Origin of the sequence: Chitinophaga rhizophila, from assembly GCF_019492185.1 — a bacterium.
GTDB classification, from domain to species: domain Bacteria; phylum Bacteroidota; class Bacteroidia; order Chitinophagales; family Chitinophagaceae; genus Chitinophaga; species Chitinophaga rhizophila.
The window spans coordinates 43668-61335 of record NZ_JAICCF010000006.1 but is presented as its reverse complement, the minus strand read 5'-3'; the positions used below and the strand labels follow the sequence as shown (position 1 = coordinate 61335).

Here is a 17668-nt window from a genome sequence, read left to right as displayed (position 1 = left end):
GAGACTGTAAAATCAATAGAGGGCTTGTAAAGCGCATCTTACAGATCTATTTGGGGTTTGAAATTGTATCAATACCCTGGATTCTGAACGATATTTGAATTGCGGTCTATCACGTCCTGTGGAATAGGATTAAGATACATTTTGTTCAGGAATACATGCGGATGGTTCAATGGCACAACTTCATATTGCCACACACCGCTGTTATCCCCGGGAATACTGTTGGAAATCTTCATGCCATGTCTGTCATGGATCAGCAATTGTTCTGCTGTTTTCCAACGTATGAGATCATAAAATCGCTTATTTTCAAAGCATAACTCTACACGCCGCTCCTGATGGATAGCAGTACGCATACCGTCCTGGCTGAGTGCTGCGGGCAGATTAGGAAGTCCTGCACGAGCACGTAACTGGTTCATTGCATTATACACGGAGGCATCCGGACCTACAGCTTCATTCTGAGCTTCGGCATATCCAAGCAGGACTTCCGCGTAGCGGTAATAAATAAAATTTGCGCCACTGATAGCTCCTCCGCCTGGTCTCACGAGAGGGTTGAGTCGTTTCTTAAAGTAATATCCTGTATTACTGACATCATCCGTACCGAAGTCTATCTGATTCTTGGACGGCCGTACTTTATCTATGCGCGTGTAAATCGTATCCTGCTTGTCCATCCAGTCCATTTTGTAAGGAGCGCCGTCATAGACGATCCATTGATAGAACCTCGGTTCCCTGCCGACATATGGACGCTGAGGGTTATACCCAGATGCAGGATCCTGTATACTTTTGCCATTTGCCATCTGAAACTGATCTATCAGTTCCTGCGTAGGATTGTAATTACCCCATGTATAATAGGCACCATTGATCCATACAGGTCCGCCATATTGTTCAAACGAAGATCCCATAGTGACTGCAACTATTTGCCGGTCCCAGATCGTTTCGCTATTGTATTCATTCGCTTCATACCATAAGCTTGACAGATCAGGGAATAATCCATAAGGGTGACCGTTGCCAAATTGATCCAGGAATTGTCTGAATGTAGCGGCAGCAGTAGCCCATCTGTTTGCGTCAAACTGGCCATAGCCAGCTACATGATAAGGATCGGGGCCTGCGGCTGGTTGTGCTGCATTATAGGCAGGACTGGCTGCATATAGCTGTACCCAGCCTTTTAAGGCCATTGCAGCACCTAAGGTGGCTCTGCCTGCCTCAGCGTCGCCGCGGTTGTATTTAACAGCCAAATGGGCATTTAAAATGACCGTATCCAGCTCGCTGGTGATGAAATCCACCGTTTGGGCAAACGTGCTCCGGGGGTAATACAGCTGGCTACTATCATCGGAGTTACGGTCAGGTACATTAGTGATAATAGGAAGGCCACCGAGGTGCATCCAGAGTTCACTGTAGAAGAAAGCCCGAAGAAAGCGAACTTCGTCCAGACGCCTTTCTCTCCATGCATCCGAAAAGTTGGTGGCATATGCCCGGACCTTTGCCATGAAGGTGTTGCATTTTCTGACAGCAGTAAAAGTAGCGGGCCAATTGGTAAGATCGCCTGATCCGGTAATGCCACCCCATACAGTATAGTCCGTGCCGGCAGGAGATACAATTCCCTGTTTCCAGTTGTAGGAGGTGTAATAGAACCCGGCATCATTGTCGTCGGTGAAGTTATCCAGGTTTTCAGGTTGATTCCAATAGTTTGGTAAACTGCCATAAATGTCATTGAGGAAGATATCGGCGTCTCCTTCAGTAGACCATTGCATTTCGTCCGTTAATTGTGTTTTGTCCGTATTTTCCAGAAAATCTTTTGTGCAGGAAAGAAATGGTACACATCCGGTGAGCAGTATGAGATATATAATATGTTTCATAATAAGTCCTGTTTAAGCGTGAACTAAAAAATTATATTCAATCCCATCACATACACTTTCTGATTAGGATAAGCTGTTTCACCATCGGTATAACCCACTTCAGGGTCGATGAATTTCAATTTGCTGATGGTGAAGGCATTTTGGGCTGATACATATACACGCAGGGATTGCATCTTCCAGCGCTGTGTGAGTGGGGTAGGTAATGTATAACCCAATACCGCTGTTTTCAGCCGCAGTAGCCCGGTATTGACCATCCAGAAATCAGATGTCTGTGTATTGTTGGCGTATGGAGATTGATTAGCTCTAGGATATTTTGCGTGCTGATTGCTAGGTGTCCAGCGGTTTTCATAATATTCATACGCTGAATTACTGTTGTTGTTGTTGAAAGGGATCGTCTGGAAGCCCGCAATATTAAAGCTGGATAACGATGAACCCTGAAATAACAGGCTAAGGTCCAGCCCTTTCCAGGAAGCGGATGGTGTAAGCCCATAAGTGATCAATGGATAAGTTGGATAACCGATGCGCGTTTCATCGTTGGCATCAATCTTTCCATCTGGTTTTCCATCTGGCCCGCTGAGATCTGCGTATTTTATATCGCCGGGATGTAAATTACCGAACTGTATCACATTGTAGCCATCTGCCGGATTGATAATCCCGTCATTATTCTTATCATCTGCAGTAGTGAACAGCCCCAATGCGTGGTAGCCAAAAGGTGTGCCCAAAGCTCTGCCGGTACGGCTTCTGTTAGGATTGTTGCGTGTAGCGGATGTCTCGAAGATCTGTAGCATTTTATTACGCGCATAACTGAAGTTTCCGTTCAGGCCAATACGCAGCCCGTTTCTCAATTGATGTGTCGTACCTGCTGTGATTTCTATACCGCGGTTTTCCATGATGCCTTCGTTCTCGTCCGACAGATTAAGGCCATATTCAATAGGAACAGTTACCGCCGGAGGCAGCAGCATGCCGGTCCTTCTTTCCCGGAAATAATCCACTTCCAGGTCTAGTAATCCCTTCCATAATGACGCTTCAAATCCGATATCTGTCTTCGTTGATATCTCCCAGGTGATGTTACGGTTGGCTTCGCGGGGTACAAACGATCCCTGTACCATAGAACCATTACCCCAGGCATAGGCATTACCATACAATGAATAACCCTGTAAATACTGGAAGGATGTTCCTGCAAGATTACCCGATTTACCCCATGATCCTCTTAATTTCAGGTAATTGACAAATGGTATTCCTTGCATGAATCGCTCTCCTGACATCACCCATCCAAGAGACACCGCAGGGAAATATCCCCAGCGTTTGCCGGGTGCAAAATAATAGTGGCCGTCATAACGGCCGGATGCCTCCACCAAGTATTTGTTGGCATAGGTATAACCAAACCTGTATACGAATCCGATCTGACTGCCGGTAGATGAGGATCCGCTGTTATCAAAGTCATTTTTATTGGAGCTGCCCATGCTGAGCTCATCGATATTCACACCAAAGTTGTTCCTGCGGGCAGAGAAAGCGCTTGAGTCACTGTCTCGTGCTTCTGCTACCAGCAACCCAGTGATATCATGTTTGCCGAATGTGCGTTTGTAATTTAGATATCCCTGGTAGGTATATGTCCGCTGTTGTGCATATTCCTGTTCCAGCCATGTATATGTTGCAGCACTTCCTTCAGAGGTAGAGATCTGCCTGGTGTAGGTGTATGGTGTGGTGGACAGATTCTGTGAATAGAAATAGAACGGTGTATGCCATCCTTTGCTGGTAGTTTGCGTCGGGTCGAAGCTGAAAGTAGCCTTTAGGCTCAACCCGGGGATAAATGGCAGTTCCTGGTTGACCGAAAGGGTTGATAGCATCGTGCTTTTATTATCGCGCTGATACCCCGCTTTGAGAACGCCGATAGGAGAGTTGCCTGCAAATTCGCCCCATAAACCATTGCTATATTGCAGGTTGGCGATAGGAATGAATTTATAGCCACTGCGGAACAGGTTACCGACTGTTGTGGCTGCATCCACAGAACGTGTCTGTTGCCATGCACCAATCAATGAAACATTCACAGTAGTGGTTTTGGTAGCCTGTACATCCATATTTACAGTATAGTCATACCGTTGGTATTTAACCGGGTCGAACATACCAGTCTGGTTCAGATAGCCCAGTGCTACAAAATACTTTACTGATTGTGAGCCACCAGTCAACTGGAGGGTATAGTTCTGCATAGGCGCATGCATATTCACGAGATCTTTGGTATTGCTTATTGGATAACGGTCAGGATCTTTTGCATTCAGTGCCGGATAGTCGTCGATAAGGGCCTGAGCGTAAGGTAATTGCGTGCCGTTGGGATTCTCATTGAGATAGGCTTCATTGTGGAGACGCATATAGTCCTGCGCGTTTAGCATATCAGGATAATATGTAGGCGTCTGCACGCCGTAGTAGGCATTCAGAGATAGCTGGGGTGGACCGGTCAGCCCTTTTTTCGTAGTGATCAGCAATACACCATTGGCACCGCCAAGGCCATAGGGGGCTACTGCAGCTGCATCTTTCAGCACGGTGACGGAAGCAATGGATGTAGCCGGTATCTCATTAATGTTATTACGAATAATACCATCGACCACGATAAGTGCTCCATTATTGCCGGTAGTGGCGATGCCCCGGATGTGAATGTCCGGATTATCAGCGCCTGGCTGGCCACCATCAGGTCGCATGCTTACACCGGCTACTCTGCCTGCCAATGAGTTTGAAATATTGGCTACTGCTGCTTTCGCCAGTTCTTTGCCACCTACAGATGATATCGCAGCTGTTGAAGACGCCTTCTTTTGTGTGCCATATCCAATCACCAATACTTCATTTAACCCGCTTGAGCTCTCTGTTAGGGTTATTTCCAGCATGCTGCGGCCTCCGAGTGCAACTTCCTGCGATTGGTATCCCATGTAACTGACTTCAAGTACAGCTTTATCCATTTCTGACACCTGCAACTGAAAACTGCCGTCTTCTCTGGACACAGTACCAGTGTTGCTACCTTTTACTTTAACAGTTACACCGGCTAAAAACTCGCCTTTCGTGTTTTTGATGATGCCTTTTAACGTGGAAGTTTGTTGTGGCAGCAGCTTGGTTGCATTGTACCGGGCTAATGCGGGAAGTCCTTTGCCTGTCAACAGTAAGGACAAGAGAATTGTGGAGAAGCCTTTTGATAACGAGGCTCTCCAGGTTCCTGGTTTCATATGTTTTTCATTAAGCGATGGAATAATACATACTGGTAGCTCATACAGGCCTCCAGATGCTGTTTCGGGTTTTGGAAAGTGCTAGTCGGGGAGTTCCCTTCATAATGTGGAATTGGTTGATTAATATCACTTTATGTCATGACATTGATTTTGGTTGATGAGTAATTAAAATAACCGGTATCGGGTATCATAGTGTGCAGTACAGAATATGCCTCGCTGGGCTTCTTGTGAGTTGTGTTCTTCGCCGGGTCTTTGAATGTCTTATTTAGGTTAACCGGATACCAGGGTTCTATTATATCTGAAAAAGATTAGGAGAAGCGTGCTATATTATACCTTTACTACAATTAGCACGCACTTATGATAGCTAATATAGGTGATTAAATCTAATAAATGTCAGCGGTACAAGTATTGAATTTTACGTAATCGATTCCTTTTTAGGATGTATGATGTTAAACCGCAGAATGGTGTGGAACTGGTACTGAAGTTCCTGGTGGCATGGAGGTCATTGCCGATAATAGCAGTATGTAGATGATATATGGCGAACCTCCATTTATCGTTCTCAGGTTGGTATAAAATACTATATGGATACTTTCATAGAACAATTTATCGATGGCTTCATCGAGAGTGAAAGTATTTTTTTGCTAGTAGATAAGGACGTTGCTCTTTATTCGACTTCAAATCGACAAACATATTTTGAAGGAGATATGGAATCTCATTGTTCTGGAATCCTTGAACTATTTTCAGCTCAAGAAACAAAGCTTTAATCATTCTTCGGCAACATTACCTGATCTGATTTTCGAGATAATACCCTACTAATTCTTGAACCTTGCTTATCATCTACAATGATCACAATATGTAGAATTTCATAAAAAACAAAAACGCTGCAAGTCTTTCAACTTGAAGCGTTTCATTTCCTGTGACCCCGGGTATCGGAAACTCGAACCAGATTATCAATGAATTAACCTCGCTCAATAGTTATTGGCACTAGTGAGTTAGAATAATATGACAAAAGTTCGAGGACAATGAGTAGGAGTATTAAGTTCAAGCAAATGTCAGATTAAATCACAGCTTCTTCAAATTATAAACCAACCATTAAAAAATACGGGCGGCATGTGGATGCATAGCTGCCCTATTCAATTATTTTGTCTTTTTCAGTGTTATTCTGGTCAGTTTCGCACACCATGTAAGCAGACTTCTTGAAGGGTGGTATCTGTGGTACTTTGATAATGCTTCTTCTGCTCTCGATGCACTTGTTATTATAAGTTAAACGCTTTTTTTCTATCCTCTTTAGTAGTAGCAGGAAGGCCATAAGTAGCAGTATCGTTGTTGATGTCTATTATTTCCTGGTCCATGTCGTCTTCACTATCAACTTCTTCATGATATTCATTCTCGCTGTCTGAATCTGCTTCATGTGCATTTTCTCCTTCCTCGCCTTCGCCCTCACCTTCACCCTCTACGAGTTCAGCTTCTTCCTCCCACATATCAACGTTTCCTTCTTCATAGATCCGTTCGACTTCATCATTGAGATTTGCAAAATTCTTCTTTTGCAGCAGTATTTTCATGTCAGCTATTGAGAAATCCTGGAAGTTCACTGCCTTCGCTACATTAGGATAGGATACATACATCTGTGCGATATGATTTTGAATCATATCGGCCACTATTTGTCCGGCGATTTTTTCAAATACTTTTACATTCGTGACTACGCCAGTATCCATATCGACAACTTTTGTAGCCAATACGTCAATATCGAGCCAGTTCAACGCCTCTCTCAGATTCTTTTCATAGGCAGCTTCAGGGTTCCTTTCCTCTGATGTATCATAGATCATGTCAATCGCAGCCAGGTCAAAATGATCCATCAGTTCAAGTTTTAATCGCTTTTTAGTTTCATTGTCTACATCGCCCCCTTCTCTCAGTAATCGTTCTGCATCGTACAATGACGCCTTCGCCTCTTTCTCCTTCCCGCCTCTTTCACCTTTGCTGTAAAGGCTTACCAGGGGAAGCACATCCCGGAACTCGCCGAGGTTATAGGTGATGTTGTTGACCATGGCGAACATTTGAAAAGAAAGTGCCTGTCTTCCCTGTTCGTCGGCCCCTTCGTATTGCTGTACAAGGTTACTGGATAGCATTGAATAAGTATGCAGTTTCTTTTGCAGTTCAAAATAATTGTTGAACGCTTGTGGTATGCCCTCATTCTTGTAGTTATACCCAATATTACCAGTCTGGTTCATGTGAAAGTCTATCAGGTAATTCCCCGGCATATTGAGATATGCTCTCGTTACATCGGTAAGATAGGCTAATCCCTGCACTAGTGTTCTTCCTTCAAGTCCCAGTTCGTAAACGGCGGCCTGTGAAGCATCGGCTGTCGTGTGTTTTCCATGCATTTTACCGATGAGGGACAAAGGCTGGTTACCGCGTATATACTTCACATTGAAGAACTTATTTGTCATGGGATTAAATTCGTACTTCACCATTCGCTGAATGGGCTTTACGGATACGTTACCCGTAGTGGAAGCCTCTTTTAACTGAAAAGCAGATTGCATATCTGCTGATTGCGCCGGCGAAATCAGCCCGGCTGCATTTGTCGCTTGCTCATTACTTCCCTTTAGTTGAAACGGTGGGGTAGTAGTGTGTGCTGCCTCCATAGGCTTATTCCGTTCAGGCAAAGAAAATGCATCTGTCGTTGTTGAATGCTGGGTATATAATTGTACGGTACTGTCATCTGTCCGTTCTTCGGCGGGTGCTTTTCGAAGCACGGGTACAGCTGCCTGAGATATCCTGGATGTGTTTTGCTGAGATGGGATAGGCATGCTGGGTATAGGTTTGATATTTCTTCGCTCTTGTGCCATAACGGTTAGTAATATTTTTTCAGTACTGATATACTATAAATATGGTATCGGGTGTCTCTGGATGCTGGAAAGCGTTTAGTACTGATTCACTTCAATCACCATTTTCCTGGCGGTAGCATACGCATCTTTCGCTCTCACCTCGCTTTTATCACCAGGTGCATTACCATAATACAGGTCTTCCATCTGGAAGGACGCCGCTGTCGTTGACAATGTCCGACCATAAGCGATCGTATTATGAAATTCCGCGTCTTCTTTAAGTACTGTCGAGATGGTGACGATCTCATAGGCTGACCGTAGGCGGGGATCTGATGCCAGTCCGCCTAAATGACTAAAGCCCACTAGTAGCACACCTGACTTGTCTTGCTCTACTACTGTTTTCGCTATACTGGTGTTTCTTTTATTCACGTTTTCTTCTGCGATGAACGCTTTATTTTCATGTGATACAGCCTCTTTTTGTTCTTCCTTCACCGTAAATTTATCAATATCGACACCGCTGACGGTCGTTCCCTGTTGATAAAGGTTATGGTAGAAATGTTGCCGGTGTGCGAAATGCGTAGTGTCGTCTAGTGCCGGCGTCTTTTCCTGATAGGGTTCGACATGCTCTTTTATTTGATCCGGGGTAGACTCTATATATAAATGCCCGGCATTTAAACGCTGCATAGCTGCCACGAGGACGGTCACCATTACCCGGCTGTAAGGATCGTCATGTCCTTCACCGACTATTACCAGCAGTTTCTTATTGTTACGGGTGGCTCGTTCCTGCGCAGTGTCAATCCTGCTGCCGACTTCCGGTACATGTATCCTCATCGCGCTCTCGATCAGTGAATCAAAAGCTTCCGCAGAGGCGTCTGGTATTTCTCTAGTGGTAGCCGTTGTTGTTGTTTCCTCAATTTCGGGTAGCTTTTGAATGAGCGACAGCAGTGCCTCAGCAAATTTCTCATTACCCGTCTCAAGTGCTATCTTCAAGGGTGCGATGACCAGCTGGTTTTCCAGCGTTGCCTGTGAAACTATTTTTTTAACGTCTTCTTCTGAGATCTTATCTAGTAAGGATAACCGGGATATTTCTAAAGCGCGATCTTCATTATCAAATGTTTTGAGTATAGCGCATAAAAGCAGATCGATATCATCCTCTCCAAATTCATACATACGCTGAACGACCGGTTGGTTTACAGGAGTAGTATGTAAAGACTGTCGCTGTTCATCTGCTGAAACAAATTGTTTCGGTTCTTTTTTCTCCTCTTTGCCGGAGGGTGTCCGGGGATAATACGTATCATAGATCTCCTGAAATTCAGACCTGCTTACGAGGTTGTACAGAGTGGGATAGACACGGAACTCTGCCAGGAAACGTTTGATGTCGCGTACATGTTCTTCACCGATCTTCCATACACCGGTTACGGCATAGTTCATATTGGCTGCGCGGTGCATCCCAAGGGAACGTTGCGCGCTGGCATCATCCAATACACCTGCCGGTTCATTGATGATACGGTTATCGTCAGCATCAATCCAGTTCGCTTGCTGCAGCGCATCATGCAGTTCTTTTCCTTTATATGCTATGTCAGTTAATGTTTTAGATAGTGCTTCCGGCAAAATAGAAAGCGCGGTTATTGTCATCTTTTTCAAATCATCTGTAGCTCGGCTGATGTCAGCTACCGGAAGGATGTGCGTATCGGGTTTGTCCGGACGATGCAGGTAATGCAGGTGTTTGTAAAATATCTCGGTGATGCCGAGATTTATTTGTTGATGTAGATCTGCCGTAGTTAGTTGGAGCTCCGTCATCGCTTCTTGCAGGTCAGTTGCGAAAGTCCGGTCAAGATCTATATCCTCCACTTCTTCGTTGTCCGTAATATCGGACGTCAGCTGCTCCGGGCTGGATATGTCTTCGTGTGGTGCTACATCCGGCAAAGACAAAGAAGGGTCGATTTCTGTCGGTACGACCATTTCCAGTTTGGTGAAGGCCGATTCTAACCGCATGCTGAACTGGCCCATCACATAACGGATCCGTTCCAGTGTAGGATCCGCCCCACGGGTATTTTTCTTTTCATCCGGCTGATGAATGCCTGACCAGTCCACTTTGAACATGCTTTCTAGCCAGAAGTTCGGCGATGCGGTTTTTGCATGTGATAAAACGAATTCTTCCTGCCACCGGGGTTTACTCTCCGCATGGTCTTCACCCACCACGTTGAGTTTATCTGCGGCCAGTGCTGCCAGCTGGATGACAGGCGAAGTCCCCGCGGGACCGGCTGCTTGTTTTGCTTGCATTACCGGTACTGCCGGCATAGCGATTCCTTTCTTAGAGGAGTGATGGGCCGTGGAAGAGGGGGCCGGGGTGGTGCTGGGTGGAAGTAGCGATCTGGTCAGGGTCGGGTAGTTTTGTCTACTAATATTACGAAATTTATTCAATATCAGATCTACATCCCGGGCGGAAGGCAGATCTGATTGCAGACAGCTGTCTAATCTATCTTGTAAGCAATAACAGTATTGTTGAAAAAGGTAGGTACATAGATGATCTTATCCTTCGGATTATACCCCAGGTCGGCGGTATTTATTTTTTCGGCACGGGTATCAGACAGCAACTGAACGGGCGCATTTGCTGCTACATAATAGATAGTTCCTATCCATGAAGTAACGATGAACTTTCCCGGCATTAGCATCACTATACCGTCGGTACTTTTTTCCATGTCGCCGGCCAGTTTTTGTATTTGTTTGTTTTTATCTGCTTTGTATAAAGAACCGTCAGAGAGAATATACAGATCGGTACCTTTTGCCAGCAGGCCGTTAACGCTCTTCATATTTTCCAGATATACCGTTACTTTACCATCGGCAATCTGATGGATCTTGTTTTTCCGGGTGTCACTAACATACACGACACCGCGATCGTCGATAGTGATATCATTCAGGAACTGCGCGCTATCTACAGGTATTCGCTGCACGATGCCTGCCTTCTCCACGTCGATCACCACCACTGATTTCGTCTCGGCGGCATATAACAGGTTCTTATACAAACCCAGACCTTTGACGGCAGTCAGTCCCGTCACCCAATCCAGTTTTCTTATTTTCCCGTCCTTTTGAAGCTGACTGATAAATCCACTTTCAGGTTGTTGATCGTTCCCTATATTGGAAATATAGATAATGTCTTTTTTGGGGTCATACAGGGCGGACTCCGGGGTTTTGAGACCGGAACCGGTTTCCCAGACCTTTTGCAGTTTAAGTTGACTAAAAGTGGCGAAGGAAAGTAGATTCAGGCCAGCAAACAGGATCAGTCTTTTCATATGTGTAATTTTAGTAAGTAATCAGGGTATCTTCACGTTGGCATCCGCGCGGGTTCAAAAATATAAAAATGAACGGTTTAATCAACAGTAAAAGGTAACCTGGCCGTCTGGAAAGCAAATGCCGCGCAGTAGCCTATCTCCATCTGTACGTCGTTGGGTAAAACCGTATTGCGTAGTTTTGAAACGAATGTCGGATCAGTGTTTTGGGGAAACAAAAAAGCTTGCACAGCAGGTGTGCAAGCTAATATTTTGCTATACCGCGTTTAGAGCGATTTCGGCAGTATGAAATTAAAGAGTGAACATTTCGTTCATTGTAATAAGAAATAGGTTACAGGGACTCAATGGAGAACTTCCTGGTTCTCTCCTTTTGATTGTATTCAGATACCATAACATGTCCCTCTTTTGCAGTGTATATCGTGGTGGTCACCGAACCATCTTTACGAGGAATGGTGCGGATTACTTTCTGCTGATTGATGCTATAGATATTTACGTTCTTTCTGTCGCTCACAACAAGGTAGTTGGATTTTGTATCGCTATTCATCACCATGTAATATTCCGGGAGTGACATGTGTTGAAATAAGGACATTTTACCGGTTAGATAACCGCTATGTGCAGAAGGTATTGCATTTACGTATGAGAGATTACCCTTTTTGTCCTGCTTGAACAGCAAAGCCTCTCTTGTCTGTATCTTCTGCGTACCAGCAAGCATCAGAATCCATAAGGGCGGTATGATCAGCGGAGACGTAATTACAGTAGCGCCGATTGCACCCCATCTTGGTTTTCTTTTAAAGGAGGTTCCGGCAAAGTAGGCATTACCATCATAATCTTTGAATGCTGGTTGGAACAGTATAAATGATTTAGTGGGCTGATAGCGGCCTTTGGAGGAGAATTCAGACTGTGAACGGGTAGACCAGTCGGAGATCACTGATTCAATATCACTGGTGCCCGAATGTTTGATTTGCGCCGTGAATGCACCGATATAAGGACCATGAGCCAGCTGTTTAACCGTCATGTTAGCATTTCCCTTGCGGTTATGCAATATCATACCGGCAAGATAGGGTCTTCCGGTTACAGGGTCATTTCCAAAAGCACGCACGCTAAATGAATGGCCATTTTTATCACGGAGGTCATACTTTGCGAAAGCGGTATTATTCTCTACATTATAGCCGGTCAGCCAATAACCACCTTCGAGCAATTTCTGATCCTTTTTGTACAGCAGATAAATATCTTGCTGTGAGACCAACATGACAAAATTCTCAGCATCTTGCATGAAGTCGTTGCTCCATATGCTCTTTCCTGCTGTATTGAGTACAGACACATAACATTTGTTGTCGTCTCCATAAAAACATGCAAAGCCTTTTCCTCTCATGTTTTTAAGTTGTATAGGGTGTTTCAATACCCTGTCGTCAATTTTCTCACGATCGTACCCTGTATTGTAGGCAGACATAATCTTCACATTGGCTTTAACAGTGTTTGATGTGATGATCTTGCCATCCAGGCTTACGAATTGCGTATGTATGGATAAGGAAGCATTGCTGAGTTGTTCTTTGCGTTCTCTTCTTTTTTTAGCTCCATAACCAACAAAGTTGCTTTTGAGGTAAGCGAGACACAGCACATCTTGTTCAAAAGCAACGGCCTGCAGATCTAATTTAAGTTCTGTAAAATTCAATTCGCCGATATCATTGAGGTTTTCATCCATGATGGTCAGCCTGTAATGGAATGAGTCGGCGTTTGCACGCTCTAATTGGGTAAAAGAAAGGTAGCCTACCAGGTTGTCGTCTTGTATGATAGCCTTGATGCTTGAAGAAATACTATTACCGACTTCTTTAAAAAGTTTGGTTTGCGCATATTGCTTGTTGATAAATAATATAACAAGCATACTAACCAGCATGAACTGTTTCATATGATAAGGGATATTGTCAGGTTTTATTATGCTGCTTGCTTTTATTGCACAAATGATACCTTGGTAATGGCATAATTCATTACGTATAGTCCCATTGGTACTGCTACTTTGGTTTACAGATGACCAAATGAGTATTGCGCAGTCATAGGTATATTAATAATGAGCAATAATATGTACTTTTTTATAATCTAATTATTATGTTACTCGTTTCCAGGTATAACAGAAACCAAATTAACCCCAAAACAAAAACGCTCCAAGTCTTTGAACTTGAAGCGTTTAATTTTTGGTGATCCCGCTGGGACTCGAACCCAGGACCCATACATTAAAAGTGTATTGCTCTACCAACTGAGCTACGGAATCAGGCCCCTTTTTTACTAATCGGGCTGCGAAGGTAGGAATTATATTTTAATATAGCCAAATTTTTTTTAAAATTATTTCAAATCTGTTACCTTTTCCGAAAATATCTTATCTGCTCTAATCGAACACATGCCTCATCTTTAGTATAGGCAGATTTAGGTAATGCTTCAATTGACTGATAATTCTCAAACCGGTACTCACTTACGCCTTCGCCTACAGACAATAAGTTATATTCATCACAATTATTACAACGGATAACGTGCCAGCTGTGATCAGGGATGCCCTTATTCCTGGAAAGAATAGCTGTCTTCAGTGGAATTTTACAGCCGGTACATGATTGTTCCAGCGTATACAGCGCCTTGTCGGATCTTTTAAGAATACTTGTTATTTTCAGCAAGGTGCCGAGTATTACACCATATAGCCAGTTGTTTAGATCACTCTTAATATCCACAACAACTATCTGCGATAATTCATAAAAATAGTCACAGATAAGTTCGCGTTCCTCCGTATCATAGTTTGCAGCGTCAATGTTACTAAGATTGCTCTTCAGGATCTTGGCAAGCTTCTTCTCATCTACCCCACTATTTACCGCAACTATCAACTGATCACTACAATCATTCAGCAATGCCTGTAAGCCGCTACACAGCTCATCATCTGATGGATGTAAGCCCCGCTCCTGGAAAACGCTATAGGAAAATTTGTTCTTACGTCTGAAGCCCGCTAAGGCGGTGATAATGTGTTCTTTCTCTCGCATAATAGTCATAGGTTAGGTGCCGGAAATTATACTTTACTACATTAACATCAAACTAAAAATCAGTTAATTAATCGCAAAGGTTCCCGAAATACGCTGATTAACCAGCCGGTTCCCGAAAATAGGTACTTAAAACAGGTATGATGATTATAAAAATGTAACTTTGTTGCAAATAAAAGAGTGTATATGGGAAACGAACGTACTACACCCGAGTTCTGGGAAGTAGCATTTACAGAAAAGCAGGAGATGTGGGGAATGGAACCGGCACAGTCGGCAATCCTGACCAAGGATTTCTTCCTGGAGAATGGTGTGAAAAACATACTTATTCCCGGTATTGGCTATGGCCGGAATGCAAAAGTATTCCGTGATAATGGTATCGCTGTTACCGGAATCGAAATTTCCCAAACGGCAATTACTATGGCAAAAACGCACTTTGGACCAGATATGGTTATCCATCACGGCTCTGTAACAGATATGCCATATGATACACTTCAGTATGACGGAATATTCTGCTATGCACTGATCCATTTACTGGATGATGTTGAGAGAGCGAAGCTGATCCAAGATTGTAATCAACAATTAAAAAGTGGTGGTTATATGGTGTTTACCGTCATCTCCAAAGAAGCGCCAACATATGGCCAGGGGAAACTGATCGGAAAGGATAGGTATGAGCAGTTTGGGGGTGTCAATATGTTCTTCTACGACGAAGCATCCATCAAAGAAGAATTTGGAAAAGCAGGCTTACTCGAAATCATCGCTATAAAGGAAAATTTCCCTTTTTTCCTTATTAAATGCAGGAAGGAGCAGTAAAGACCGAATTATATCCATCTGTAAGTATCGTGAAGCAGAAGGTCTGCTCTGTATTTAGCCGTTATGACATGCTTGTAATACGCAACAAATCTGACTCACAAATACAGGAATATTTCCTCTCTATAATAAGTCGGAATGTATTGAATTGCTATATATTTGGTTGTTAACTGTAACCTTCCGCTATGTCTATGTCCAGCATCTTCCCTGCAATCCTGTCCGTTGTTTTCCTGGCCTGTAATCACCGCACTCCTGATACTCAGGCTAAAACTACGGATCGCAGGGTGGTTAGCACTTCTTCTATAGATACTACATTACAACCTAAGGCACCTGATGCCGTCTTTGTCACTGATACTATTAAAAGATATATTGTTGACGATTATGCCGTTACTAATGAAATGTTTGCTGCAAGTAGAGATGATAGTGCTACCTACAAGAAGCAAAGCGGTGACATCTTCTCCTTCGATAAAGTTTGGTTTACAAACAATACATTAAAACAAACGATAGTCTTTGAGCTTTACACTGACTATCACCGCATGGTAACCTATCATTTCTACAATGATGACACTCCCGCCGGATTGGTTAGTCAGATAGCATTACACCAGCATAACGGACAATCAGCTACAGCGGAACAAAAATTGAGGGCTTTTAGCGGATTTTTAGACCAGGCAAAGGAAATAGATGCCCATTATTTTACTACAAACAACGGGTTCAAGCTTGGCGATACCAGGCGTAAAGCAATAAAGCTCCTGGGCAATCCGGATAAAACAGTGACAACCGAAGACATTGAAAAACTGGAATGGGAATTTGTCGGCGAGGACTTTTATGATAGGAAATCTGACTTACATGGTAAACCGCTTGCGAAAGACAGTTTCGGTCATCATATTTCAATGTATTTCAGGAAGGGATTACTTGTCGGCATTATCCTGTTCAATGATATTCCTTGATTAAGGATGCTATTACTATCCGTTCTGGCCTTAAGAGGCTTATACCTTACAAGTATAACGAGTATACGCAACCATTACGTTCAGACGCACAACGAAGCTGAATCGCTGATATGGTGCTCTCCAATAGACATTGACATTTACCAAAAACGCTTATCATCTGAAAGTTGCGCTGTCTACAGGCATGATCATTACAAAAGTAGTATCGGAAAAAACTTGCCCTGATACGGACTTCCTCCAGGATCGTAGATGGTTCCGCAACGTTGAGTAATCTGCAATAAAAAACGCTTCAAGTCTTTCAACCTGAAGCGTTTAATTTCCCTGTGACCCCTCAGGGACTCGAACCCTGGACCTACTGATTAAGAGTCAGTAGCTCTAACCAGCTGAGCTAAGGAGTCTTCCATTTCCCGCCTAAGCGGGCTGCAAATCTAACACGTTGTTTTCTATTTCACAAAACTTCTTTAACTTAAAAGAAAAAAATCGGGTTTTACGCCCGGAAAAAGGAGTTAAGGAAATGGAAACAGCATATATCGTAGCCGGATTCAGAACCGCGGTGGGTAAGTCCAAGCGGGGCGGCTTCCGCTTTTACCGGCCTGATGACCTGGCCGTGGATGTAATCACAGGCCTGCTTAAAAGTGTTCCTCAGCTGGACCCTAAAAGAGTAGATGACCTGATCGTTGGTAACGCTGTTCCAGAAGCAGAACAAGGACTACAGATCGGTCGTATGATTTCTGTACGCGCCCTTGGCGTCGAAGTACCAGGTATGACGGTGAACCGCTATTGTGCTTCCGGATTGGAAACCATTGCTATCGCCACTGCCAAGATCCAGTCCGGTATGGCGCATTGTATCATCGCTGGCGGTACTGAAAGTATGAGCCTTGTTCCCGTAGCAGGATGGAAAACGGTCCCTAACTATACCGTCGCATCCTCTACACCTGAATATTACCTCGGTATGGGTTTAACTGCGGAGGCAGTTGCACGTGAGTATAACGTATCCCGCGAAGACCAGGATACTTTTGCCTATCAGTCTCACCAGAAAGCACTGAAGGCCATCGAAAATGGCTACTTTAAGGAAGGTATTCTGCCCATAGCTGTCAATGAAGTATACGTTGACGAAAAAGGCCGTAAACAGACCCGCACATATACCGTGGATACCGATGAAGGTCCACGTGCTGATACTTCCCCCGAAGCGCTCGCCAAACTGAAACCAGTATTTGCTGCCGGTGGAAGCGTGACTGCCGGTAACTCTTCCCAGACCTCCGACGGCGCAGCCTTTGTTGTCGTAATGAGTGAATCCATGGTGAAGGAATTAGGTCTGCAGCCAATTGGTAGACTCGTATCCTGTGTATCCGCTGGTGTACATCCACGTATCATGGGTATCGGCCCGGTGGCCGCCGTGCCTAAAGCTCTCCAGCAAGCAGGAAAGAAACTGAATGACATCGACCTCGTAGAACTGAACGAAGCATTCGCCTCACAGTCCGTTGCCGTTATCCGTGAACTGGGCATCGATCCGGCACTCGTCAATATCAACGGGGGTGCTATCGCCTTGGGCCACCCCCTGGGCTGTACCGGTGCTAAACTCACCGTGCAAATACTCAATGATCTGAAACGATTGGACAAAAAGTATGGTGTTGTGACTGCATGTGTGGGCGGCGGACAAGGAATCGCCGGTGTAATTGAGAGATTATAAGCATTGATAATATCTGGAAAAGGGATTGACTAATCGTATGAT

General features: G+C 44.1%; 10 protein-coding genes and 2 tRNA genes. 3 read left to right on the top strand and 9 right to left on the bottom strand.

The window, feature by feature from the left end:
• Positions 1 to 68 precede the first annotated feature (68 nt).
• The 8 genes from K1Y79_RS26830 to K1Y79_RS26795 form a co-directional block, all read right to left on the bottom strand.
• Positions 69 to 1850 carry a RagB/SusD family nutrient uptake outer membrane protein gene (locus tag K1Y79_RS26830; RefSeq protein WP_220253307.1) on the bottom strand — a complete coding sequence of 594 codons (1782 nt, stop codon included), beginning with the start codon at positions 1848 to 1850 and terminating at the stop codon, positions 69 to 71.
• A gap of 23 nt (positions 1851 to 1873) precedes the next feature.
• Entirely contained in the window at positions 1874 to 5059 is a 3186-nt protein-coding gene (locus K1Y79_RS26825; RefSeq protein WP_220253306.1) for a SusC/RagA family TonB-linked outer membrane protein, read from the bottom strand.
• 1256 nt (positions 5060 to 6315) lie between these two features.
• The gene (locus tag K1Y79_RS26820) at positions 6316 to 7905 is read right to left on the bottom strand and encodes a hypothetical protein (protein WP_220253305.1); all 1590 of its coding nucleotides are present in this window, start codon (positions 7903 to 7905) and stop codon (positions 6316 to 6318) included.
• Between the two features lie 75 nt (positions 7906 to 7980).
• Positions 7981 to 10164: a hypothetical protein gene (locus K1Y79_RS26815; protein WP_220253304.1), complete on the bottom strand. Its 2184-nt coding sequence runs from the start codon at positions 10162 to 10164 to the stop codon at positions 7981 to 7983.
• Between the two features lie 191 nt (positions 10165 to 10355).
• A complete protein-coding gene (locus K1Y79_RS26810; RefSeq protein WP_220253303.1) occupies positions 10356 to 11174 on the bottom strand; it encodes an SMP-30/gluconolactonase/LRE family protein in 819 nt (272 codons plus the stop codon).
• A 328-nt stretch (positions 11175 to 11502) separates the two neighbouring features.
• Positions 11503 to 13077, bottom strand: a complete 1575-nt coding sequence (locus tag K1Y79_RS26805; protein WP_220253302.1) for a DUF6770 family protein — start codon at positions 13075 to 13077, stop codon at positions 11503 to 11505.
• 284 nt (positions 13078 to 13361) lie between these two features.
• Positions 13362 to 13437 (bottom strand) — tRNA-Lys (locus K1Y79_RS26800).
• A gap of 85 nt (positions 13438 to 13522) precedes the next feature.
• On the bottom strand, positions 13523 to 14188 hold the full coding sequence (locus K1Y79_RS26795; RefSeq protein ID WP_220253301.1) for a DUF4844 domain-containing protein: 666 nt from the start codon (positions 14186 to 14188) through the stop codon (positions 13523 to 13525).
• A 183-nt stretch (positions 14189 to 14371) separates the two neighbouring features.
• On the opposite strand from K1Y79_RS26795, the gene K1Y79_RS26790 reads away from it, so the two are divergent.
• The gene (locus K1Y79_RS26790) at positions 14372 to 14995 is read left to right on the top strand and encodes a class I SAM-dependent methyltransferase (RefSeq protein WP_220253300.1); all 624 of its coding nucleotides are present in this window, start codon (positions 14372 to 14374) and stop codon (positions 14993 to 14995) included.
• Positions 14996 to 15177: 182 nt separating this feature from the next.
• On the top strand, positions 15178 to 15939 hold the full coding sequence (locus K1Y79_RS26785) for a hypothetical protein (RefSeq protein ID WP_220253299.1): 762 nt from the start codon (positions 15178 to 15180) through the stop codon (positions 15937 to 15939).
• Between the two features lie 321 nt (positions 15940 to 16260).
• Here the strand turns inward: K1Y79_RS26785 and K1Y79_RS26780 are convergent.
• Positions 16261 to 16334, bottom strand: a tRNA-Lys gene (locus tag K1Y79_RS26780).
• A gap of 116 nt (positions 16335 to 16450) precedes the next feature.
• Here K1Y79_RS26780 and K1Y79_RS26775 point away from each other — a divergent pair.
• Positions 16451 to 17626, top strand: a complete 1176-nt coding sequence (locus K1Y79_RS26775; protein ID WP_220253298.1) for a thiolase family protein — start codon at positions 16451 to 16453, stop codon at positions 17624 to 17626.
• Positions 17627 to 17668: the final 42 nt, after the last annotated feature.

Coding starts and splice junctions, on each gene's coding strand:
- K1Y79_RS26830 (WP_220253307.1), bottom strand. CDS start 1,850: ATGAAACATATTATATATCTCATACTGCTCACCGGATGTGTACCATTT.
- K1Y79_RS26825 (WP_220253306.1), bottom strand. CDS start 5,059: ATGAAACCAGGAACCTGGAGAGCCTCGTTATCAAAAGGCTTCTCCACA.
- K1Y79_RS26820 (WP_220253305.1), bottom strand. CDS start 7,905: ATGGCACAAGAGCGAAGAAATATCAAACCTATACCCAGCATGCCTATC.
- K1Y79_RS26815 (WP_220253304.1), bottom strand. CDS start 10,164: ATGCAAGCAAAACAAGCAGCCGGTCCCGCGGGGACTTCGCCTGTCATC.
- K1Y79_RS26810 (WP_220253303.1), bottom strand. CDS start 11,174: ATGAAAAGACTGATCCTGTTTGCTGGCCTGAATCTACTTTCCTTCGCC.
- K1Y79_RS26805 (WP_220253302.1), bottom strand. CDS start 13,077: ATGAAACAGTTCATGCTGGTTAGTATGCTTGTTATATTATTTATCAAC.
- K1Y79_RS26795 (WP_220253301.1), bottom strand. CDS start 14,188: ATGCGAGAGAAAGAACACATTATCACCGCCTTAGCGGGCTTCAGACGT.
- K1Y79_RS26790 (WP_220253300.1), top strand. CDS start 14,372: ATGGGAAACGAACGTACTACACCCGAGTTCTGGGAAGTAGCATTTACA.
- K1Y79_RS26785 (WP_220253299.1), top strand. CDS start 15,178: ATGTCTATGTCCAGCATCTTCCCTGCAATCCTGTCCGTTGTTTTCCTG.
- K1Y79_RS26775 (WP_220253298.1), top strand. CDS start 16,451: ATGGAAACAGCATATATCGTAGCCGGATTCAGAACCGCGGTGGGTAAG.